Consider the following 20,666-nt stretch of genomic DNA (forward strand, 5'->3'; position numbering starts at 1 on the left):
CGCCGGGGCGCACTCGTCCGAACACGCGGAACGTGCCGCGATTCGACGCGCCGACGGTTGAACGCGAAATCAATCCACACGTCCCGGATGAAAGATTGTGCGACAATCCCATTCGATGTCCGATCCGTCCCAAGCCCCGCGTTCGCAATCGACTTCGCCATCCGCTAACACATAAGCAGCGGCAGCGCGGAGTTTTTCCCAGTGCGTCGCCACTTCAAGTTCCCCATTGCCGTCAAGATCGCCTTCGCGTTCGCCTTCATCGCGGTGAATGCGGTCGGCTTTCTATGGTACATCTCCAAACGGATGACCGTGGCCGATGCGGCCTACAGCGCCTATCTCGGCAACGACGCCACGGCGGCCACGATGGCGGCACGCCTCGGAGGCGTGGTCTATCAGATGAGCTACGTGGCCTTCCGCACCCTCGGCGAGGCCGATCCGGACGCGTCGGACCGCATCGGCGCCGCGTTCGAGCCCCTTCCGGCCGAAGCCGCACGCCTCCTCGACGGCGTGCGCCGGAACGCCCCGACATTTGACGCTCGGACCGACCGGATCGCGACGCTCCTGGGCACCTACATCGCACTCACCGGCGAGATGTGCGCCATGGCCAAGAAGGGCATGAGCGCCCAGGCCCTGACGCTGGCGCACACGCAGGTGGATCCGCTCCAGAAGACGCTGTTTGCCGCCCTCGACGCCTTCGTGGACGATCTGAGCACGTCGATCCGCACGGGTTCCGCGGCCCTCAGCGCGGACACCCGCACGACCTTGTCCTGGGCGATCAGCCTGTCGGCGGGCGGCATCGCCGCCAGCATCCTGATCGGTGTTCTGGTGGTGCATGTCGGCGTCGCCCGCCCCCTCGGCCGGTTGACGGCCGCTCTGAAAGCCATGTCGGCCGGGCGGCTCGACGCGGAGGTCCCGGAAGCGCGGCGCAGCGACGAGATCGGTGCCATCGGCAGCGCCGTCGCGGGCATCAAGGCCCTCGTCGCGCGGAAGGCCGTCGAGCAGGCAGAGGCCGCGCGGCGGCAGGCCGAGGACGCCGCCGCCGACCGCAGCCGGACCCTCCTGCGGCTCGCCGAGGGCTTCGAGCTGACGGTGGGACGCATCATCGGCTTGGTGTCGGAGTCGATCGCCGCCCTCCAGACCACCGCCCGGACCATGACCGTCACGGCGACGCGGACCGTCGGCGAATCCACGGCGGTCGCGGGTGCCGCCGAGACGGCCGCGCGCGACGTCGGCACGGTGGCGGCCGCCGCCGAGGAACTCGAAACCACCGTGGCGGAGATCGGCCGGCAGATCGGCGGCTCGGCCATCCTCGCTCAGAGCGCCGTCGTCGAAGCGGATCGGACCGCGACCCTCGTGCAGGATCTCAGCGCCGCCGCCGCCAAGGTCGGCGCGGTGGTGGAGCTGATCGGGGCCATCGCGCGTCAGACCAACCTGCTGGCGCTCAACGCCACCATCGAGGCGGCCCGCGCCGGAGCGGCGGGACGGGGCTTCGCGATCGTGGCGAGCGAGGTGAAGGACCTCGCCGCGCAGGCGGCCCAGGCGACGGGCGACGTCTCGGGACAGATCGGCCGCATCCAGGGCGTGACCGATCAGGCGGTCGCGGTGATCGCCGCGATCACCGCACGGATCCGCGAGATCGACGGGGTCGCCGCCAGCGTCGCGGCCTCGGTGACGCAGCAGGAGGCGGCCACCCGGGCGATCGCCCGCAACGTCGTGCAGGCCTCCACCGGCACCCGCGCGGTGACCACCACCATGGCGGCCGTTGCCGCGGCTGCCGGAGAGACCGGGACGGCCGCCGATCGGGTGCAGGCCTGCGCCGCCGCGCTGGCCCGCCAATCCGCGGACCTCGGCGGTGAGGTTCGGCGCTTCCTCGCCACGATCCGCGCGGCGTGAAGACCCGACCGCGACCGCCGGATGGCTGCCCTGCGCGGCACCCCCTGACAGGGACTGGCCCGGCACGCTAAAGCCCGCCGACCCGGCCGCCCATCCGGGTCGACCGGGAGGACGCCGTGGGCCTCGTCTACGCGCTCGCCGCCTATCTGAGCTGGGGCCTCCTGGTTCCGGTGCATTTCCGGATGCTCGGGGCCTACACCCCGTATCATATCCTGGCGGAGCGCATCGTCTGGTCGAGCCTGTTCGCCGGCGCGTTGGCGCTGGTCCTCGCGGCGCGCCACCGCCTGAACCTGCCGTTCCCGCTGCGCAAGCGGCACGCGCTCCTGCTGCTCTCGGCGGCCATGATCGGCGTGAACTGGCTGCTCTACCTCTACGCGGTCAGCAGCGGGCACCTGCTCGACGCGAGCCTCGGCTACTACATCAATCCCCTGGTCAGCGTGGCGTTCGGGCGGGTGGTGCTGGGCGAGCGGCTGCGGCCGGCGCAGGCGCTGGCCATCGGCATCGCCGCGACGGGCGTCGCCGTCGCGGTGGTCTGGGCCGGTGAGCTGCCCCTCATGTCGCTGTCGCTGGCGGTGAGCTTCGCGCTCTACGGGCTCGCCCGGAAGATCGTCGCCGTCGACGCGCTGGTCGGATTCCTGGCCGAGACCCTCCTGCTCCTGCCGGCCGCCATCGTCTGGCTCGTCCTCTCGCCCGAGCCGTTCCTGCCGTCCGCGCCGGGCGACCGCGCGCTCCTGATGCTCACGGGCCTGACCACCGCGCTGCCGCTGATCTGGTTCGCCGCCGCGGCGGTGCGCCTGCGGCTCACCACCCTCGGCCTGCTGCAATACGTGGCGCCCACCTGCCTGCTTCTCCTCAGCGTCCTCGTCTACGGCGAGCACGTCGAGCCGCACCGGGCGCTCATGCTGGCGCTGATCTGGGTGGCGCTCGCGCTCTACACGGTGGACGCCCTGCGGTTTCGCCGCCTGCCGGCCGCGGCGTCGCCGCGGTCGGATCCGGACGCGATGCGTGTATAAGGAATACTGGTATAGGCCGCCGCTGGGGCGGATGACGGGACAGCGTCGGGTCGATGAGCGAGACTGAGAGCGGCCCAGGATCCGTCACGGATGCCGATTACCGCAACCTCGCCGAGACGCTGCCGCAGCTCGCCTGGATCGCCGAGGCTGACGGCACGATCATCTGGTACAATCAGCGCTGGTACGATTTCACCGGCACGTCCCTCGAGGACATGCGGGGATGGGGCTGGCGCACGGTCCATCACCCGGATCACGTCGAGGCGGTGACCGAGCGCTACCGGGCCGCGATCACCCTGGGCCGGTCCTGGGAGGACACGTTCCCCCTGCGCGGGCGGGACGGGACCTATCGCTGGTTCCTGTCGAAGGCGCTGCCGCACCGGGACGAATCCGGGCGGATCCTGCGCTGGTACGGGACCAACACCGACATCACCGGCCGCCGCGCCATCGAGGAGCGCCTGCGCCATTCCGAGCAGCGGTTCCGGGCGCTGGTCGACGCCTCGGCGGCGGTGATCTGGAACACCAACGCGGCGGGCGAGCTGATGCCGCCGCAGGTCCGCTGGAGCATCTATACCGGCCAGACCGAGGAGGCCTACCAGGGCTGGGGCTGGCTGGATGCCGTCCATCCCGAGGACCGGGGTCACGCGGCCGATGCCTGGGCCGCCTCCGTGGAGGCGCGGGCGCTCTACGAGGTCGAGTACCGGCTGCGCCGCCACGACGGGGCCTGGCGCACCATGGAGGTGCGCGGCGTGCCGGTCCTCGCCGAGGACGGTTCCCTCCGGGAATGGGTCGGCACCTGCGTCGACGTCACCGACCGGAAGGAGGCCGAGGAGGCCGTGGAGCGCGCCCGCCAGGCCGCCGAGGCGGCCAACCGGGCGAAAAGCCAGTTCATCGCCAACATGAGCCACGAGCTGCGCACGCCGCTCTCGGCGGTGATCGGCTATTCCGAGATGCTCGGCGAGGAGCTGGAGGATATCGGCCAGGCCGCCCTCCTGCCCGACCTGCGCAAGATCGAGGCGGCCGCGCGCCACCTGCTGTCGCTGATCAACGACGTCCTCGACATCTCGAAGATCGAGGCCGGCCGCATGACCGCCTCGGCCGAGACCTTCGCGGTGGCGGACCTGCTCCGCGATGTCGGCGATTCCACCGGTTCACTGATGGAGAAGAAGGGCAACCGCTTCGTCCTCGATGCCGGCGAAGGGGCGGGCGCCGATCTCGGGTCCATGCACCAGGATCAGACCAAGATCCGCCAGTGCCTCGTGAACCTGCTCGGCAACGCCGCCAAGTTCACCGAGAAGGGGACGATCACCCTGACGGTGCGGCGGCACCGGGAAGAGGGGGCGGACTGGCTGTCCTTCGCGGTCGCCGATACCGGGATCGGCATGACCGAGACCCAGATCGGGCGGCTGTTCGAGCGCTTCGTCCAGGCCGACGACTCGACCACCCGCCAGTTCGGCGGCACGGGTCTCGGACTCGCCATCACCCGCGCCTTCTGCGAGGCGATGGGCGGCGACATCGGCGTCACCAGCGTTCCGGGGGCGGGGGCGACCTTCACGGTCCGCCTGCCCGCGATCCTGAGCCCCGAGGATGCGCCGACGGCCGAGGCCGAGGCTCTCACGCCGGTGGAGCCGCACGAGGAGCACGAGACGGTGCTGCTGGTCGACGACGATCCGGCCGCCCGGGAGCTGCTCCAGCGCTTCCTGGAGCGCGAGGGCTTCCACGTCCGCAGCGCCAATGACGGCCGCGCCGGCCTGACGCTCGCCCGGGCGCTCCGGCCGCGGGCGATCCTGCTCGACGTCGAGATGCCCCGCATGGACGGCTGGGCGGTGCTTCACGCCGTGCGCAACGATCCCGAACTGGCCGGGACCCCGGTGATCATGACCTCGGTGGTGGCCGAGCAGGGGCTCGGCCAGGCGCTCGGCGCCACCGACTATTTCGTCAAGCCGATCGACTGGGACCGGCTCAAGGGCCTGATGGAGCGCTACCGGCCCGAGGCGCCGAACGAGGCACGGGTCCTCGTGGTGGATGACGATGCGGATGCCCGGGAGCGCCTGCGCCGCTCCCTCGGCCGGGAGGGCTGGACCGTCGACGAGGCGGAGAACGGCCGGATCGCCCTGGAACGCTTCAGCCAGGCCCGGCCGAGCCTGATCCTGCTCGACCTGATGATGCCCGAGATGGACGGGTTCGGCTTCCTGCGGGCGCTCCGCTCGCGGCCCGATGGCGACGTGCCCGTGGTGGTGCTGACCGCCAAGGAGATCACCACCGCCGAGAAGGAGAGCCTGAACCGGCAGGCCGACCGGGTGATCGCCAAGGGCTCCATGAGCCTCGCGGAGATCGGCCGGCAACTGCGCGTCCTCTACGCGCGTTCGGCGAACGAGCCGGTTCCGGGACAGCTTCAGGGCCTGCTCGCGCAGCTCGCGGAGCAGGAGGGCGGAGAGAGACCATGAGCGATTCCGGGATCGATGCGGACAAGGCGGTGTCCATCCGCCTGCGGGCACGGCTGGCGGTGGTGGAGCGGGCGGCGTGGTTCGGCCTCGTCCACGCCATGAAGACGCGGCCGGCCGAGACCGAAGCCTATTTCGCCTCCGAGCGGGCGCGCTGCACGGAGGGGTTCGGCAGCGGGGCCTGGGCCAAGGATCTCACCGACGCCGAGCGCCGGATGCTGGCCGCGGAGGTGGATGCCGGGCTGGCGCAGTTGCTGGAGGAGGCCCGCGCCGAGGTGTGAGACGCCGCCGCCCCCTCGCGGGCGCGGCGAAGTCCTCCGGTTGCGCGACACCGGGAGGCCGCATTCGGTCGTGGTTCGCTTGGCCGCGCGCGAGGACGGCGCGGGCAGCATCGACCGGGATGCCGTGACACTGCCCCGTGCGGGACGACCCGCAGGCGGAAGCAGGATCACGCCTGCGCCGGTCAGCCCCGGAGCAGGGTGGGGACGGCGAAGATCTTTTGTAGATCCGGGCCAATCACACGCCATAGCGCACCGGCGCGATTGGCGTCCCGGCAAGGATCCGGCCCGCGCATCAACGTCGCCGTTCCAGCCGCATGCGCGGCGATCACATCCATCCGACGAATGCCCGACATTCAATACAACGACTAGGCTTAATTACTATAATTTCGGCCAATAAATGCGTTAGATAGCGACAGGAAAAAGAGCCAGGCCGTCGCGAGACTCCATGGTCCGGCCAAACCTGCCGGATCCGGCGCGGCATTCGCTATGTCACAGGCGGCGCGATAGGCCTTCTCACGAAAATTGAGACCGATCATTTCTTCGAGAACAATTCGAGACATCGCGAAGCGCGAAAACATTCTTTCGGCCTTTTACCGACGGTATGGGCGGCTGGCTGTAGTCCTCAGTATTCCGGAACAGCGAATCGGCCGCGTTCACGCCCGGAGCTTCGACGTCGTGGAGACTCGGAGCTCCGGCGGTCGAAACCGGCAGATTTTGACGCCGTTCGGCAAGACATCCGAGCTTGCCCGACACCTTCAATTTTTAGTTGTTACACCCGGCCGTCTGTGGGGGTACGCCCAGAGAATTCTTCACGATGATGATTTAGTTTGCGCACATCTTTGTGGTGCATGATGATCCTATGGATCTCTTCGTCGCAGCCCTTCTGGACAGTCAGGCGGCCGGTTTCGCCCTGGCGGCGATGGTCATCTGCTTTTTCAGTGCGTGGCTGCTCGTCCACTTCATCCGGCAAGCGGAGAGCGCTTCGGCGCGTGTCAGGAGGCGCTGGCAACTCGGAACGGCCGTGGTTGCCGGGACCGGCGTTTGGACCACCCACTTCGTCGCGATGCTCGGGTACCGGACCGACCTCCTTCTGAATTACGAGGCAGCGACGACCCTGGGCTCCGCGGCCGTGGCCATTGTCGCGGTCGGCGGGCCGCTGGCCCTGTCGACGCAATGCGCGCGGACATGGACGCGCGCAGCAGCCGGCGCGGCGGCGGGCTTGGGGATCGGCGGCATGCACCTCATCGGCATGGCCGCGTTGAGGGGCTGCAGCCAAACGCAATCGCCCGACCTCGACATCCTGGCGAGCCTCATCGGCGGCATCTGTATGGCGTTGGCTCGGACCGTGGCGCGACATGCCCGTCCACCGCTCGTCACCCTGTTTCTCATCGTGTCCGCGGTCTGCGGCACGCACTTCATCTCCATCGCCGGCACCACCCTGGTCGGAGCGCGGTCCGATCAGCTCCTGCCGATCATGCAGGTCCAACTCGCTGCCCTCGCCGCGGCGGGCGCCGCCATCCTCCTGCTCGGCACATTGCTCGCCCTGCTGGTTGCCAAGCGCTTCGAGGGGCAGGAGGCCACGCACGCGCGAATCCTGGCGACGACATTGCAGAACATGTCGAACGGGATCCTGAAGGTTTCCGGCGCCGAAGTCGTCGAGTTGTACAACGAGAAACTGTGCACGATGCTCAACCTGCCGCCGGGAAGCATGGCCCGAGGCATGAGCTTATCGACGTTTCTGGATGTGACCGGCCGCGCCAATGCTTGGGACGAAACCCGCATCGCGCGGGTGCTGGCGAATCATCGGACCTGGATGGCCCGGAGCGAGGAGACGCTCGTCGAGCATACGTTCGACGACGGCCGGATCCTGTCCATCGCCTGTCAGCCCATCGACGATGGCGCGGTGCTGACCTTCGACGATGTTTCGCGGGAGAAGCAGGCGCAGCGAGAGATCCTGCACCTCGCCTACCGTGATCCCCTCACGGGTCTGGCGAATCGCCGCTCGCTCATCGAACACATGGCGCTCGTTCATGAGACCGGACAGGCCTTCACGCTCCTGCTGATCGATCTCGATCGGTTCAAGGCGGTCAACGACACGTTCGGTCACGGCGTCGGCGATCGCCTGCTCGTCACCGTTGCCGCGCGCCTTCGCGCCCTAGCGGGCGCGTCAGGGTTCGTGGCGCGCCTGGGCGGCGACGAGATGGCCGTGGTCACACAGGCGGATGCCGATGCAGCGAGCCGCCTGGCCGAAGACATCATCGTGGACGTCGAGAAGCCCTACGCCTTCAACGACCTCACGGTCATGGTCGGTTGCAGCATCGGCTTGAGCGACAACGCGGATCGGTCGAGTCCGGAAGAGCTGCTGCAGCGCGCCGACATCGCTCTGTACGAGGCGAAGCGTCACGGACGAGGACGCGCAGCGCATTACGCATCGGGCATGATGGAGGCCGTCGCCGAGCGCCACACCCTGGAGAACGACATCCGGATCGCCTTGACGGAGGGGCAGTTTCATCTCGCCTACCAGCCCATCATGGCCCTCGCCGATGACGCTGTCGTCGGCTTCGAGGCGCTGATCCGGTGGCAGCATCCGACGCGGGGTCTCGTCGCGCCGGCAAGCTTCATCCCGGTGGCGGAGGAGACGGGGCTGATTGTGCCGATCGGGACCTGGGTGCTGGGCGAGGCGTGCCGCCAAGCCACCCGCTGGCAGCCGCATCAGCATGTCGCCGTGAACGTGTCGGCCGTCCAGTTCCGCTCGCCGATGCTTCTCGCCCACATCACCGCAGCTCTGGCCGAGAGCGGGTTGCCGCCGCACCGATTGGAGATCGAGTTGACGGAGACGGCGCTGGTCGAGGACGGGCGTCAGATCGCCCACACCCTCTCCGCCCTGCGCCAGCTCGGTCTGAAGATCGCGATGGATGATTTCGGGACCGGCTACTCGTCCCTCGCTCACCTGCGCGATCTGCCTCTGGACCGGATCAAGATCGATCGCAGCTTCGTAGCGGCCGCACTGACGGACAACCACTCGATGGCGGTGATCAAGGCGATCACCCAGATGGGCCGCGACATGAACATCCTCACCCTTGCCGAAGGGGTCGAGGATGCGGATCAGCTGGCGCTTCTCAGGCGACTGGGCTGCGATGCCGTCCAGGGCTACCTGATCGGGCGCCCGGAACGACCAGCGTCATCGCCGCCGCCCGCAAGGGCGAGCGGCGCTCTCTGAAGTCGGTCGGACCGTCGGTCCCGCTCGGCTCCTCCGAAGGCGGGCCACCGATCCGCAGAAGATGCCCGAGCCGGCCTCCACGCAGACGCGCCGCCTCGAGACCGAAACGACCGGCCTGAGCGCGGGGACCGGCACCGCCGCCGACATGGCACGCGGGGCGCAAGACACCGGTCCCGCAGTAAGCCCGGGGCTCGGGGCCGCGTCCGAGCCGCCACGCGGGTCCGAGCCTCCCGGCGTCTCGCCAGCGTGCGGTTCCGTTCCGCTCGCCCCGGGGGCACTCCAGTCGGACCCGACGCCGTCGTGCGTCGGCGCCGCCCCGGCGGGCGGCACCGACGCCATCGCTCAGCGGTGGCAGAAGCCCCGCGGGCCGCGGTAGAGGCCGGGCGGGCAGCCGCGGGGCGCGCCGGTCATGGCGCGGCGCATCGCACCACGCGGACCGCGGTTCAGGCGGCAGCCGCCATACGGCCCGCGATGCGCGCCGAACCCGCACCCGCCGCGCACGAGGGTGACCGAGGCGTCGCCGCCGGACAGCGGCGCCACGGGCATCGCCTGGGCGCCGCCGGCGAACAGTGCGACGGACGCGGCGATGATCAGGCCGGTCATTTTCATGAGGACTCCTCCCGTTTGGCACAGGTCGCGGCCCGGCGCGATCCGAGCCACGACACGGCCTTCGGCCGCGCCCTGTAACCCCGGTCCTGCCGCTTCGTTCCGGAGCGGGCATGGCGGATCAGGCGCCGTAGAGGTCGCGCCAGGCCGGCGGAAGCCCCGCACCCGCCAGGGGCGGCGACGGCGCGAGCCCCGGCAGGCTCGTCGCGGCGAACACCCCGCGCGCCACGGTCCGGGCCAGGACCCGCGCGGCGACATCTCCGAGGCGAGCGAGGTCCACCACCGGGTCGGCGAGGGGCACGGCGCCGGTCGCCACGGCGAAGACCAGATCGCCGTCGAGCGGCGTATGGGCCGGCACGAGGGCGCGGGCGAGGCCGTCCTGCGCCGCCACCGCGAGGCGCCGGCACTGCGCCTTGGTCAGCGCCGCGTCGGTCGCCACCACGGCGAGCGTCGTGGCGGCGCCGGGCAGCGCGCGCATCGGGAAGGCGTGGGCTTCGGCGGGAACGTGGGCCGGCGCGCCCAGGCCGCCGAACTCGTCACCCTCCTCGAAGGGCGCGGCCCAGAAATGCGGGCCGTCGCCGACGGTCGCGTTGCCGAAGGCGTTCACGGCGGCGAGGGCCCCGACCCGGAAGTCCGTGCCCGGTACCCGCGTCGAGGCGGATCCGATCCCGCCCTTGAGCCGACCCGTGCGCGCGCCGGTCCCGGCCCCGACGGAGCCCAGGGCGAAGTCCGCGGCCGCAGCCGCGGCGGCCGCGAAGCCCAGTTCGCGGTAGGGCGGGTAGCGCCCCCAGGCCTTGTCGCCGCCGTTGGGCAGATCGAACAGGATCGCGCCGGGAACGATCGGCACCCGCATGCCGCCGACCGGGAAGCCGCGCCCGGCCTCGGCGAGCCACGCCGTCACCCCGGCCGCCGCGTCGAGACCGAAGGCCGAGCCCCCGGACAGGACGAGGGCGTCGATCCGTTCCACGGTGCGTTCGGGATCGAGCAGGTCGGTCTCGCGGGTGCCCGGCCCGCCGCCGCGCACGTCGACGGAGGCGACCACCGGATCATCGAACAGGATCGCCGTGACGCCGCTCGCAAGCCGCAGATCGGTGGCGTGACCGACCCGCAGGCCGGGGATGTCGGTGATGCGATTCTGCAGCATGGGTCGAGCTTGCCACGGCCGGCGATCGGCGCAAATCCGGCCGGGCGCCGTTGACCGCCGCGCGGGGTTACCCAGGTTGGCAGGCGGCAGAGCGCGTCGAGGAGCACGGCATGGACGTTGGATTCATCGGATTGGGGCGGATGGGTCGCGCCATGGCCGCCAACCTCGCGCGGGCGGGTCACACGGTCCGCGCCTGGAACCGCTCGCCCGAGGCCGCGCGCGGCATCGACGGCGTCACCCCGGTGGCGAGCGCCGCCGAAGCCTTCGCCGGCGACGCGGTCATCACCATGCTGGCCGACGACGCGGCGCTCGAAGCCGTGATCGTGGCCGGCGGCCTGCTCGACCGGCCGGAGCGCCCGGGCCTGCACATCGGCATGAGCACGATCTCGGTGGCGCTCGCCCGGCAGCTCGCCGCCGTGCACGAGCGGGCGGGCGTCCCCTACATCGCCGCGCCGGTCTTCGGGCGGCCGGACGTGGCGGAGGCCGGCAAGCTCAACATCGTGACGGCGGGGGCGGCGGCCCTGATCGACCGCGCGGGCCCGCTCCTCGACGCCATGGGTGCCAGGACCTGGCGTTTCGGCGACGACCCGGCGCGGGCGAACGCCGTCAAGCTCGCCGGCAACTTCATGCTGATCTCGGCGATCGAGGCCATGGCGGAGGCCTGTGCCCTCACGGAGGGCCACGGCGTCCCGGGCGCCGACTTCCTCGACCTGATGACCAACACGCTGTTCGCCTCGCCGGTCTACAAGGGCTACGGCGCCTCGATCGCGCAGAACCGCTACGAGCCGCCGGGCTTCCTCCTCAAGCTCGGGGCCAAGGACATGCGGCTCGCCCTCCAGGCCGCCGAGGGCGCGGGGGTGCCGATGCCCTTCGCGAGCGTGCTGCGCGACGGCCTCATCGAGGCGATCAGCCACGGCGACGGCGAGAAGGATCTCGCGGCGCTCGCCCGCGTCTCCGCACGGCGTGCCGGGCGGTAGCGGATCTCCGAAGGGCACCGAAGCGCGAAGCCCTCCGGCCCCGTCTCAGAGCCCGTAACGGGCGAAGGCTGCGCGCTCCGCGACGGCGGCCATCGCCCCCTCGGCGAGTTCGATCCCGCCCGGCGCGCCGCCCCGGCGCAGCAGGCGGGAGACGAGGCCGCCCCGGGCCTCGGCCACGAGGCGCAGGTCGACCGTCTCGCCGAAGCGGGCGCGCATCGCGGTGCGCAGGTCGCCGAGCGCATCGACGAGACCGAGGGGCAGCGCCTGCCGCCCGGTCCAGACCGCGCCGGTGAACAGGTTCTCGGTGCGGGCCAGGGTCGGGCGCCGGGCGGTGACGAGGCCGGTGAACAGGTCCTGCACGTCGGCCTGGATGCGCTTCAGGCGCTCCACGTCGGCGGGATCCTCCGGGCGGAACGGGTCGAGCATCGACTTCGCCTCGCCCTGCGTATGAACGCGACGCTCGACACCGAGCTTCTCCAGCAGGCCATGGAAGCCGAACCCCGACGAGACGACGCCGATGGAGCCGACGATCGAGGTCGGATCGGCGACGATCTCGTCGGCCGCGCAGGCGATCATGTAGCCGCCGGAGGCCGCGACATCCTCCACGAAGGCGATGACCGGCAGACGCTTCTCCTCGGCGAGGGCCCGGATGCGGCGGTGGATCAGGTGCGACTGCGCCGGTGAACCGCCCGGCGAGTTGATCAGCAGCGCCACCGCCTTGACCCCCGGCATCCCGAAGGCCCGCTCGAGGCTGCCCGCCACGCCGCCGATCGAGAGGCCCGGACGGATCGGAGACACCGCCCCGATGGTGCCGGAGAGCCGGACCACGGCGACCCGCGGACGGCGATCCCTGAAGCGGCGCGGCAGGAGGGCGCGGACGGAGTCGGGGAACGCGAACGCCATGGGAGTCTTACGCGGCTCGTCGAAGGACCGGGCGGGGGACGGCCCGGATGCGCCTGTCCGGAAACTGGGCGCTTTGCCGCCGCACGCAAGGGCGGCGCATCTGCGCAGTCAGAACGGATCGAACCGTTTGCCGACCTTGGCCGTTTCCGGCGACGGCGCGAGCCTCGTGCCGGCCCGGATCCGCTGGACTCGGACGGGTGCTCACACGGGAGAGAAACGATGCGACCCTGGCCAATCCTGGTCCTCCTCGCCGCCCTGCTCGGCGGGCTGGCGAGTGCGCCTGCGCGCGCGGCGCCCCTGCCGGTCCCGGCGAGCGCCGAGGCCGCAGCGCCCGCCCCCGCCGTGCAGCAGGCCCGCTGGCACTACCGGCGCCACTGGCACCGGCACCATCATTGGCGCCGCCACTGGCATCATCGCCGCCACCATTGGCACCGCCGTCACCATTGGCACCGGCACCACCATTTCCGCCGTCACTGGCACCGCCACCACGTCTGGCACGGCCGCCGTTTCGGTCCCCGGCACGTGACGTTCTACTGAGCGAAGCCCTCCGCGTCCCTGCCCGATCCGGCCGGGACGCGGCCTCGCGGGCGACCTTGCGGGCGGCCTCGGAAAACCTTATTTAACCGTCTGATATCACTGCTCTTCCGTAAGGCCGTTGCGGCGCATCGCGCGCCGCCTGGCCGCCGCGAGCACCGCCCGTCCGGGCCTCAGAACGGAAATCGACTTGGCCGAGAACGATCCGACTGGCGCCGCCCCGCCCGCCAGCGACATCCGCCCCGTCTCCATCACCGACGAGATGCGCCGCTCCTACCTCGATTACGCGATGAGCGTGATCGTGAGCCGGGCGCTTCCCGACGCCCGGGACGGTCTCAAGCCGGTCCACCGGCGCATCCTCTACTCCGCCTTCGAATCCGGGCACCTGCCCGAGCGGAAATACGTCAAGTCGGCGCGCATCGTCGGCGACGTGATCGGTCTCTACCACCCGCACGGCGACCAATCGATCTACGACGCCCTCGTGCGGATGGCGCAGGACTTCTCCATGCGCCTCATGCTCATCGACGGGCAGGGCAATTTCGGCTCGGTGGACGGCGATCCGCCGGCCGCCATGCGCTACACCGAATCGCGGCTGGCCAAGCCCGCCACCGCACTGCTTACCGACATCGACAAGAACACCGTCGATTTCGGACCGAACTACGACGAGTCGCGCGAGGAGCCGACCGTCCTCCCGGCCCGCTTCCCGAATCTCCTCGTCAACGGCGCCGGCGGCATCGCGGTCGGCATGGCCACCAACATCCCGCCGCACAATCTCGGCGAGCTGATCGACGCCTGCGTGGCCCTGATCGACGATCCGGGCCTGACCATCGAGCAGCTCACCGAGATCGTGCCCGGCCCGGACTTCCCCACCGGCGGCATGATCCTCGGCCGCGCCGGCACGCGCCAGGCCTACGCGACGGGGCGCGGCTCGGTGATCATGCGCGCCAAGTCGCATGTCGAGGAGCTGCGCAAGGAGCGCGAGGCGCTGATCTTCACCGAGATCCCGTATCAGGTGAACAAGGCGACGCTCGTCGAGAAGATTGCCGAGCTGGTGAAGGAAAAGCGCGTCGAGGGCATCTCGGACCTGCGCGACGAATCCGACCGGACGGGCATGCGCATCGTCGTCGAGATCAAGCGCGACGCCATGGCCGACGTGGTGCTGAACCAGCTCTATCGGTTCACGCCGCTGCAATCCTCCTTCGGCTGCAACATGGTGGCGCTGAATGGCGGCCGCCCCGAGCTGATGAACCTGAAGGACCTGCTCGAGGCCTTCGTGGATTTCCGCGAGGAGGTCGTCTCCCGCCGGACCAAGTTCCTCCTCGGCAAGGCCCGCGAGCGGGCGCACGTCTTGTGCGGCCTCGCCATCGCGGTGGCCAACATCGACGAGGTGATCCGCCTGATCCGGACCTCGCCGGACCCGAACACGGCCCGCGAGGCCCTGATGGGCCGCGACTGGCCGGCCCACGACATCGCGCCGCTGATCGCCCTGGTGGACGATCCGCGCCACCGGGTCGCCGAGGACGGCACCTACCGCCTGTCCGAGACCCAGGCCCGCGCCATCCTCGACCTGCGCCTTCAGCGCCTTACGGCTCTGGGCCGCGACGAGGTGGGCGACGAGTTGAAGACGCTCGCCGACGAGATCGCCGACTATCTCGACATCCTGCGCTCGCGGGTGCGCATCCAGACCATCGTGAAGCAGGAGCTGATCGAGGTCCGCGAGCAATTCGCTACCCCGCGCCGGACCGAGATCGTCGACTTCGACGGCAGCGTCGAGGACGAGGACCTGATCGCCCGCGAGGACATGGTGGTGACCGTGTCGCATGCCGGCTACGTCAAGCGCGTGCCGCTCTCGACCTACCGGGCCCAGCGCCGCGGCGGCAAGGGCCGCTCCGGCATGGCGACCCGCGACGAGGATTTCGTCACCCGCCTGTTCGTGGCCAACACCCACACGCCGGTGCTGTTCTTCTCCAGCCAGGGCCAGGCCTACAAGGAGAAGGTCTGGCGCCTGCCGATGGCCGCCCCGAACGCCCGCGGCAAGGCGCTGGTGAACATCCTGCAGCTGCAGGACACCTCCGAGCGCATCACCACGATCATGCCGCTGCCCGAGGACGAGGCGTCCTGGGAGACGCTGGACGTGATGTTCGCGACCGCGAGCGGAAACGTCCGGCGCAACAAGCTGTCGGACTTCACCACGGTGAACCGCAACGGCAAGATCGCCATGAAGCTCGATCCGGGCGACCACATCGTCCATGTCGAGATCTGCCGTCCGGACCAGAACGTGCTGCTGACCACGGCGCTCGGCCAGTGCATCCGCTTCCCCGTCGAGGACGTGCGCGTCTTCAAGGGCCGCGATTCGACCGGCGTGCGCGGCATCCAGCTCGCCAAGGACGACCGGGTCATCTCGATGACGATCCTGAACGCCTTCGACGCCACCGCGGAGGAGCGGGCCGGCTACCTGAAGATGCGTCGCGCCGTGACCGGCGAGGCGGAGGAGAACGGCGAGGCGGAGGCCGAGGACGGCGCCGAGGCCGCGGCGATCTCGCTGGACCGCTACAACGAGATGGGGGCGGCCGAGCAATACGTGCTCACCCTGTCGGAGCGGGGCTACGGCAAGCGCTCCTCGTCGTTCGAATACCGGACCTCGGGACGCGGCGGAAAGGGCATCACGGCGATGCGGGTCAATGCCCGCAACGGCAGCCTCGTGGCGTCCTTCCCGGTGGAGGCCTCGGACCAGATCATGCTGGTCACCGATGGCGGCCAGCTGATCCGCGTGCCGGTGGACGACATCCGCATCGTCGGCCGCGCCTCGCAGGGCGTGACGGTGTTCAACACCGCCAAGGACGAGAAGGTCGTCTCGGTGGAGCATATCGAGGGCGAGGACGAAACCAACGGCGAAGCCGGGCAGGAGCCCGGCATCGAGGGCAGCATCGAGGGCGGTCCCGAGGAGGCATGAGGCTCCGGCCGTCCCGCCCCGAGGTTCCGTCCCGCGCAAAAATGCTCTAGGTCGGGTCGCGATGACCCGTACCGCCCTCTATGCCGGCTCGTTCGACCCGGTCACGAACGGCCATCTCGACGTGGTCCGCCAAGCCTGCCGGCTGGTGGACCGCCTCGTGATCGCCATCGGCGTGCATCCCGGCAAGGCGCCGCTGTTCTCCGCCGAGGAGCGGGCGGCGCTCCTGACCGAGACCTGCGGGCCGGTGGCGCAGGAGGAGGGCGCGACGCTGGAGATCGTGACCTTCAACGATCTCGCCGTCTCGGCCGCCCGGCGCTGCGGTGCCGCGCTGTTCATCCGCGGCCTGCGCGACGGCACCGACCTCGACTACGAGATGCAGCTCGCCGGCATGAACGGCGCCATGGCGCCGGAGGTGCAGACCGTGTTCCTGCCGGCCTCGATCCAGGTGCGCCCGATCACCGCGACGCTGGTGCGCCAGATCGCCGGCATGGGGGGCGACGTCTCGCCCTTCGTGCCCGCCGCCGTGGCCGCGCGCCTCCGGCAGCGCTTCGCCGCCCATTCCTGAGACTGGAAGGACTTCGATGAACCGACGCCACGCCCTCCTCGCGCTCGCCCTCACGCTCGGCACGGCCCCGGCGGCCTGGGCTGCCGACGCCAACACCGTCTACCTCCAGACCAAGGACGGGCGGATCACCATCGAGCTGCGGCCGGACCTGGCGCCCAAGCACGTCAAGCAGATCAAGACGCTGGTCTCGCAGGGCTTCTACAACGGCCTCAAGTTCCACCGGGTGATCGACGGCTTCATGGCCCAGACCGGCGATCCGAAGGGCAACGGCACCGGCGGCTCCAGCCTGCCGAACATCCCGGCGGAATTCACGCAATCGGCCCAGTTCCGCCGCGGCACCGTGGGCATGGCCCGCTCGCAGGATCCGAACTCGGCGAACTCGCAGTTCTTCATCTGCCTCGGCGACGCGGCGTTCCTGAACGGCCAGTACACGATCGTCGGCAACGTCACGGACGGGCTCGACGTGCTCGACAAGATCAAGAAGGCCGCCCCCGGCGCGCCCGGGGGCGCCGTGCAGGACCCCGACAAGATCGTCAGCATGACCCTCGCCGAGAAGGCCAAGTAGCGGCCGCATGCCGGGTCGGCGCGCCGCCTCGCTCCTCTTGGTGAGCTTGATCCCGGCGGCCGCCGCGGCCTATGACGGCGCCCCCTTCTACGGCTACGCCGACGAGCCGGGGGGCGGCTATCCGCTGAGCCTACCCCAGACCCTGCGCGCGACGATCGCGGTGCCGGTGTCGCGGATGGCGACGCGGCCCGCCGACACCCTGGCCGAGCTCTATCCGGCGCTCGCCGCCTGCTGGCAGGCGCCGGGCGGCCTCGCCCGCCCGGGCGACGGGGCCGGCGATATCGAGATCACCGTGCGGCTCGCGCTGCGGCGCGACGGGAGCCTGATCGGCCCGCCGCGCGTCACATACGCGGCGGGCACCGCGGGCGATCAGCGGACCGCTCTGGTGCGCGGCACCCTCGACGCCCTGGCGCGCTGCACCCCGGTCCACATCACGGCGGGCCTGGGCCGGGCCATCGCGGGCCGGCCGGTGGCGCTCCGCTTCGTCTACCGCCCGCCGGCCTGAGGGCCGTCGCACCCGTTACGGGCGCTGGCCGGATCCGGCGCGCGCCGATACAGTTCCCCCAACCGGAAGGAAAGACTATGGCCGACAACGAGACCATCGTACTGGAGACCACCAAGGGCCGCGTCGTCATCGCGCTGCGTCCCGACCTCGCCCCGGGCCATGTCGAGCGGATCAAGACGCTCGCCGCCCAGGGCTTCTACGACGGCGTGCCGTTCCACCGGGTGATCGACGGGTTCATGGCCCAGACGGGCGACCCGACGGGCACCGGCTCGGGCGGTTCGGACCTGCCGGACCTGAAGGCCGAGTTCAACGCCGAGCCGCACGTGCGCGGCACCTGCTCCATGGCGCGGACCAACTTCCCGCACTCGGCGAACTCGCAGTTCTTCATCTGCTTCGACGACGCCCGCTTCCTCGACAAGCAGTACACGGTGTGGGGCAAGGTCGTGGAAGGCATGGACGTGGTCGACACGATCAACAAGGGCGAGCCGCCGCGCTCGCCGGACAAGATCGTGAAGGCGACCGTCGGCGCCGCCTGATCGTCCCTCACCCGCGCGCCCCGCAAGGCGCGCGGGTGAGCCCCGCGCAAGACCCGGATGCCAGCCTCGCGCGGTGTCCGAGTCCGATACCGGAATGCGCACCTTCAAGCCGGCCTGGTTTGCCAAGGCGACACGAAAGGCCGGCATTGCCGACCGGGAATTGTGCGCGGCAATCAAAGACGTCGTGAAGGGCCAAGCCGACAACCGGGGCGGCGGTGTCTTCAAGAAGCGCCTGAACCGGAACCGACACCGGAGCATCATCCTGACCAAGGTCGGCTCCTATTGGCTGTCTCAGTACCTCTTCGCCAAGAAAGATCGCGCCAACATCGATGACGATGAGCTGAGAGCCTTCCGTCAGCTAGCCAAGGCACTTGAGAAGACTTCGGAGGCGGATATCGCCCGCCTCGTCTCGACCGGGCACATCACGGAGATCTGCGATGGTGGGGAAGCGGACATTTAAAAGTGACGCCCTCGAGTCGATTCACGCGACCGCCGCAGCCCTCCATGAGGCTGGTGTGACCGACATGGCGACGATGCGCTGATTCGACGAAGCATGCCTCACCGCGCCGCCCGCGATCGAGCCAGCTCAGATCAAGCGGCTTCGCGAAAGCCTCAACGTGAGTCAGCCGGTCTTCGCCCGCTATCTCAACACGAGCGAGAGCACGGTCGAGAAGTGGGAGACGGGCGCCAAGAAGCCCAGCGGCATGGCGCTCAAGCTCCTGACGATCGTCCAGAAACATGGCCTTCAGATCCTGACCTGAGTCCGAGCGCTTCCGCCGCGGCCAGATCCTCTGGCGTGTTGACGTTAAGGAACGGGTCCACCGGCTCGACCGGCCAGGACGCCACCGCTGCGCCATGGCGGTCGATGAAGGCGCCGACGCGGCGCTCGCCGCGCCCCAGATAGTCCCGCAGGTCGTCGCGCAGAATCGTTGGCCAGAGGGCGATCGTGAAGTGCCGCCGCGCGCCCGAGGCCGCCAGGGCAATGCCCGATTCAGGGCCGGCCGCGCATAGCCGCGCCACCAGATCCTCCGGCAGGAAGGGCGCGTCGCCCGACACGCTCACCACCCGCGCCATCCCATGTCCTGCGGCGTGTTCCAGCCCGGCGAGGATGCCGGCGAGCGGGCCCGGCTGATCCGGCAGCGGATCCGGCAGGACCGGCCCGGGAAACCCGGAAAACCGGGCCGGGTCGCCGTTGGCGCTGAGGGCGAGCCCCGCCCCGCATTGCGGCCCGAGCCGTTCGACCACCCGCTCCAGCAGGGTCCGCCCGTCGAGGCGCAGCAGCGGCTTGTCGCCCCCGCCCATCCGCCGCGCCTGCCCGCCGGCCAGGATCAGGCCCAGGACCGGAGGGGCGGGCACGGTCTCACTCGAAGACGATCTTCGGCGCCGTCCGCCCGGCCGGCGCACCGGACAGGTTCGCCCAGAGCTGGGCGGCGATCTCCCGATAGACCTTCGCGTGCGGCCCGTCCGGGTCGGTGGCCACCACGGGCCGGCCGGAATCCGAGGTCTCCCGGATGGTCATGTCGAGGGGCACCTCGCCGAGGAACGGCACGCCGAGACGCTGCGCCTCGATGCGCGCGCCACCATGTCCGAAGATGTGCGAGGCGTGGCCGCAATTCGGGCAGACGAAGGTCGCCATGTTCTCGATCACGCCGAGGATCGGCACCGCGACCTTCTTGAACATGGTGACGCCGCGCCGGGCATCGATCAGCGCGAGGTCCTGGGGTGTGGAGACGATCACGGCGCCCGAGAGCGGCGTCGCCTGCGCCATGGTGAGCTGCGCGTCACCGGTACCGGGCGGCATGTCGACGAAGAGCACGTCGAGTTCGCCCCAGAGCACGTCCCGCAGCATCTGGGTGATGGCCGACTGGACCATCGGGCCGCGCCAGATCATGGCCGTCTCGGGCTCGATCAGGAAGCCGATCGACATGACCTTGAGCCCGTAGCCGACCATCGGCTCCATGGCCTTGTTGTCCACGACGGTGGGCTTGCCCGAGAGGCCGAACAGCTTGGGCACCGACGGGCCGTAGATGTCGGCGTCGAGGAGGCCGACCTTCAGCCCCTGGGCCTGGAGCGCCAGGGCGAGGTTGCAGGCGGTGGTGGACTTGCCGACGCCGCCCTTGCCGGAGGCCACCGCCACGATGTGGCGCACGCCCGCGATCTGCGGACCCTGGTTCGGCGGCGCGCCGGGCCGCGGCGGGGCGACCGGCGGCGGCGTCACGGGGCGCGGGGCGGCGCTGCTCTGCGCCGGATGGCTCTGGCTCCGCTCGGAGGTGAGGCTCGCGAACACGCCCGAGACGCCCGGCATCTGCAGGACGCGCCCTTCCGCCTGCCGCCGCACCGGCTCGAACCGCTCGGCCTCGCTGGGATCGACCAGGATCGAGAACATCACCCGGTTGTTCGGATCGACCACGACCTGGGAGAGCCGGCCGGAGCCCGGCAGGGTGGTGCCGGCGGCATCGACGGTGACGCTGGCGAGCGCCTTCAGCACGTCGTCGCGGGTAATCGCCAAGATGTCCTCCAGCGGGCAAAC

18 protein-coding genes and 1 pseudogene are annotated in these 20,666 nt (G+C 70.4%); 14 read left to right on the forward strand and 5 right to left on the reverse strand.

What is annotated here, in order from left to right; genetic code table 11:
* Window positions 1-201 precede the first annotated feature (201 nt).
* From A3862_RS20365 to A3862_RS20385, 5 genes are all read left to right on the forward strand, one after another.
* Window positions 202-1,893: a methyl-accepting chemotaxis protein gene (locus tag A3862_RS20365; RefSeq protein WP_236961405.1), complete on the forward strand. Its 1,692-nt coding sequence runs from the start codon at window positions 202-204 to the stop codon at window positions 1,891-1,893.
* A 116-nt stretch (window positions 1,894-2,009) separates the two neighbouring features.
* Window positions 2,010-2,906: an EamA family transporter RarD gene (rarD, locus tag A3862_RS20370; RefSeq protein WP_043352599.1), complete on the forward strand. Its 897-nt coding sequence runs from the start codon at window positions 2,010-2,012 to the stop codon at window positions 2,904-2,906.
* Between the two features lie 53 nt (window positions 2,907-2,959).
* Window positions 2,960-5,350 (forward strand): PAS domain-containing hybrid sensor histidine kinase/response regulator, encoded by a 2,391-nt coding sequence (locus tag A3862_RS20375; RefSeq protein ID WP_043757393.1) that lies wholly within the window; start codon window positions 2,960-2,962, stop codon window positions 5,348-5,350.
* Complete coding sequence (locus A3862_RS20380; RefSeq protein WP_043757390.1) at window positions 5,347-5,628, forward strand: hypothetical protein; 282 nt, start codon at window positions 5,347-5,349, stop codon at window positions 5,626-5,628. The genes A3862_RS20375 and A3862_RS20380 overlap by 4 nt, the downstream gene beginning before the upstream one ends.
* Window positions 5,629-6,487: 859 nt before the next feature.
* Window positions 6,488-8,848 (forward strand): bifunctional diguanylate cyclase/phosphodiesterase, encoded by a 2,361-nt coding sequence (locus A3862_RS20385; RefSeq protein ID WP_111473921.1) that lies wholly within the window; start codon window positions 6,488-6,490, stop codon window positions 8,846-8,848.
* Between the two features lie 342 nt (window positions 8,849-9,190).
* On the opposite strand, the gene A3862_RS20395 is transcribed toward A3862_RS20385, so the two are convergent.
* Together A3862_RS20395 and A3862_RS20400 are read right to left on the reverse strand one after the other, a co-directional pair.
* Complete coding sequence (locus A3862_RS20395; RefSeq protein WP_051044832.1) at window positions 9,191-9,457, reverse strand: GCG_CRPN prefix-to-repeats domain-containing protein; 267 nt, start codon at window positions 9,455-9,457, stop codon at window positions 9,191-9,193.
* Between the two features lie 118 nt (window positions 9,458-9,575).
* Window positions 9,576-10,598: a P1 family peptidase gene (locus tag A3862_RS20400; protein ID WP_053609792.1), complete on the reverse strand. Its 1,023-nt coding sequence runs from the start codon at window positions 10,596-10,598 to the stop codon at window positions 9,576-9,578.
* 110 nt (window positions 10,599-10,708) lie between these two features.
* Here A3862_RS20400 and A3862_RS20405 point away from each other — a divergent pair, with 110 nt between their 5' ends.
* A complete protein-coding gene (locus A3862_RS20405; protein ID WP_043352276.1) occupies window positions 10,709-11,575 on the forward strand; it encodes an NAD(P)-dependent oxidoreductase in 867 nt (288 codons plus the stop codon).
* A 45-nt stretch (window positions 11,576-11,620) separates the two neighbouring features.
* Here A3862_RS20405 and A3862_RS20410 read toward each other — a convergent pair whose 3' ends face one another.
* Window positions 11,621-12,478: a S49 family peptidase gene (locus A3862_RS20410; RefSeq protein WP_043757384.1), complete on the reverse strand. Its 858-nt coding sequence runs from the start codon at window positions 12,476-12,478 to the stop codon at window positions 11,621-11,623.
* Window positions 12,479-12,697: 219 nt separating this feature from the next.
* Here A3862_RS20410 and A3862_RS20415 point away from each other — a divergent pair, with 219 nt between their 5' ends.
* The 8 genes and pseudogenes from A3862_RS20415 (at window position 12,698) to A3862_RS20450 (ending at window position 18,897) form a co-directional block, all read left to right on the forward strand.
* Entirely contained in the window at window positions 12,698-13,015 is a 318-nt protein-coding gene (locus tag A3862_RS20415) for a hypothetical protein (protein ID WP_078947154.1), read from the forward strand.
* Window positions 13,016-13,202: 187 nt separating this feature from the next.
* Complete coding sequence (gene gyrA / locus A3862_RS20420; RefSeq protein ID WP_043384503.1) at window positions 13,203-15,965, forward strand: DNA gyrase subunit A; 2,763 nt, start codon at window positions 13,203-13,205, stop codon at window positions 15,963-15,965.
* Between the two features lie 61 nt (window positions 15,966-16,026).
* A complete protein-coding gene (gene coaD / locus A3862_RS20425) occupies window positions 16,027-16,530 on the forward strand; it encodes a pantetheine-phosphate adenylyltransferase (protein WP_043352282.1) in 504 nt (167 codons plus the stop codon).
* 16 nt (window positions 16,531-16,546) lie between these two features.
* Window positions 16,547-17,095, forward strand: coding sequence for a peptidylprolyl isomerase (locus tag A3862_RS20430; RefSeq protein ID WP_043757382.1), 549 nt, complete (start codon window positions 16,547-16,549; stop codon window positions 17,093-17,095).
* Between the two features lie 7 nt (window positions 17,096-17,102).
* Window positions 17,103-17,600, forward strand: a complete 498-nt coding sequence (locus tag A3862_RS20435) for a hypothetical protein (RefSeq protein ID WP_043757380.1) — start codon at window positions 17,103-17,105, stop codon at window positions 17,598-17,600.
* Between the two features lie 77 nt (window positions 17,601-17,677).
* The gene (locus tag A3862_RS20440) at window positions 17,678-18,136 is read left to right on the forward strand and encodes a peptidylprolyl isomerase (protein WP_043352288.1); all 459 of its coding nucleotides are present in this window, start codon (window positions 17,678-17,680) and stop codon (window positions 18,134-18,136) included.
* Between the two features lie 94 nt (window positions 18,137-18,230).
* Window positions 18,231-18,596 carry a type II toxin-antitoxin system RelE/ParE family toxin gene (locus tag A3862_RS20445; protein ID WP_193376724.1) on the forward strand — a complete coding sequence of 122 codons (366 nt, stop codon included), beginning with the start codon at window positions 18,231-18,233 and terminating at the stop codon, window positions 18,594-18,596.
* A pseudogene (locus tag A3862_RS20450) lies at window positions 18,574-18,897 on the forward strand (helix-turn-helix domain-containing protein). Before A3862_RS20445 ends, A3862_RS20450 begins: the two are co-directional and overlap by 23 nt.
* Here A3862_RS20450 and mobA read toward each other — a convergent pair.
* Both mobA and apbC read right to left on the reverse strand, forming a co-directional pair.
* Window positions 18,848-19,438, reverse strand: coding sequence for a molybdenum cofactor guanylyltransferase MobA (gene mobA, locus A3862_RS20455; RefSeq protein WP_236952986.1), 591 nt, complete (start codon window positions 19,436-19,438; stop codon window positions 18,848-18,850). The pseudogene A3862_RS20450 and the gene mobA overlap by 50 nt on opposite strands.
* A gap of 58 nt (window positions 19,439-19,496) precedes the next feature.
* Window positions 19,497-20,645, reverse strand: coding sequence for an iron-sulfur cluster carrier protein ApbC (apbC, locus tag A3862_RS20460; RefSeq protein WP_043757376.1), 1,149 nt, complete (start codon window positions 20,643-20,645; stop codon window positions 19,497-19,499).
* Between the last annotated feature and the right edge of the window lie 21 nt (window positions 20,646-20,666).

It is taken from the genome of Methylobacterium sp. XJLW (genome assembly GCF_003254375.1).
Taxonomy (GTDB): domain Bacteria; phylum Pseudomonadota; class Alphaproteobacteria; order Rhizobiales; family Beijerinckiaceae; genus Methylobacterium; species Methylobacterium fujisawaense.

What these genes read in the sequence shown, in the direction of transcription:
- A3862_RS20375 (WP_043757393.1), top strand. Translation starts at nt 2,960, where the DNA reads ATGAGCGAGACTGAGAGCGGCCCAGGATCCGTCACGGATGCCGATTAC.
- A3862_RS20380 (WP_043757390.1), top strand. Translation starts at nt 5,347, where the DNA reads ATGAGCGATTCCGGGATCGATGCGGACAAGGCGGTGTCCATCCGCCTG.
- A3862_RS20385 (WP_111473921.1), top strand. Translation starts at nt 6,488, where the DNA reads ATGGATCTCTTCGTCGCAGCCCTTCTGGACAGTCAGGCGGCCGGTTTC.
- A3862_RS20395 (WP_051044832.1), bottom strand. Translation starts at nt 9,457, where the DNA reads ATGAAAATGACCGGCCTGATCATCGCCGCGTCCGTCGCACTGTTCGCC.
- A3862_RS20400 (WP_053609792.1), bottom strand. Translation starts at nt 10,598, where the DNA reads ATGCTGCAGAATCGCATCACCGACATCCCCGGCCTGCGGGTCGGTCAC.
- A3862_RS20405 (WP_043352276.1), top strand. Translation starts at nt 10,709, where the DNA reads ATGGACGTTGGATTCATCGGATTGGGGCGGATGGGTCGCGCCATGGCC.
- A3862_RS20410 (WP_043757384.1), bottom strand. Translation starts at nt 12,478, where the DNA reads ATGGCGTTCGCGTTCCCCGACTCCGTCCGCGCCCTCCTGCCGCGCCGC.
- A3862_RS20415 (WP_078947154.1), top strand. Translation starts at nt 12,698, where the DNA reads ATGCGACCCTGGCCAATCCTGGTCCTCCTCGCCGCCCTGCTCGGCGGG.
- coaD (WP_043352282.1), top strand. Translation starts at nt 16,027, where the DNA reads ATGACCCGTACCGCCCTCTATGCCGGCTCGTTCGACCCGGTCACGAAC.
- A3862_RS20430 (WP_043757382.1), top strand. Translation starts at nt 16,547, where the DNA reads ATGAACCGACGCCACGCCCTCCTCGCGCTCGCCCTCACGCTCGGCACG.
- A3862_RS20435 (WP_043757380.1), top strand. Translation starts at nt 17,103, where the DNA reads ATGCCGGGTCGGCGCGCCGCCTCGCTCCTCTTGGTGAGCTTGATCCCG.
- A3862_RS20440 (WP_043352288.1), top strand. Translation starts at nt 17,678, where the DNA reads ATGGCCGACAACGAGACCATCGTACTGGAGACCACCAAGGGCCGCGTC.
- A3862_RS20445 (WP_193376724.1), top strand. Translation starts at nt 18,231, where the DNA reads ATGCGCACCTTCAAGCCGGCCTGGTTTGCCAAGGCGACACGAAAGGCC.
- mobA (WP_236952986.1), bottom strand. Translation starts at nt 19,438, where the DNA reads ATGGGCGGGGGCGACAAGCCGCTGCTGCGCCTCGACGGGCGGACCCTG.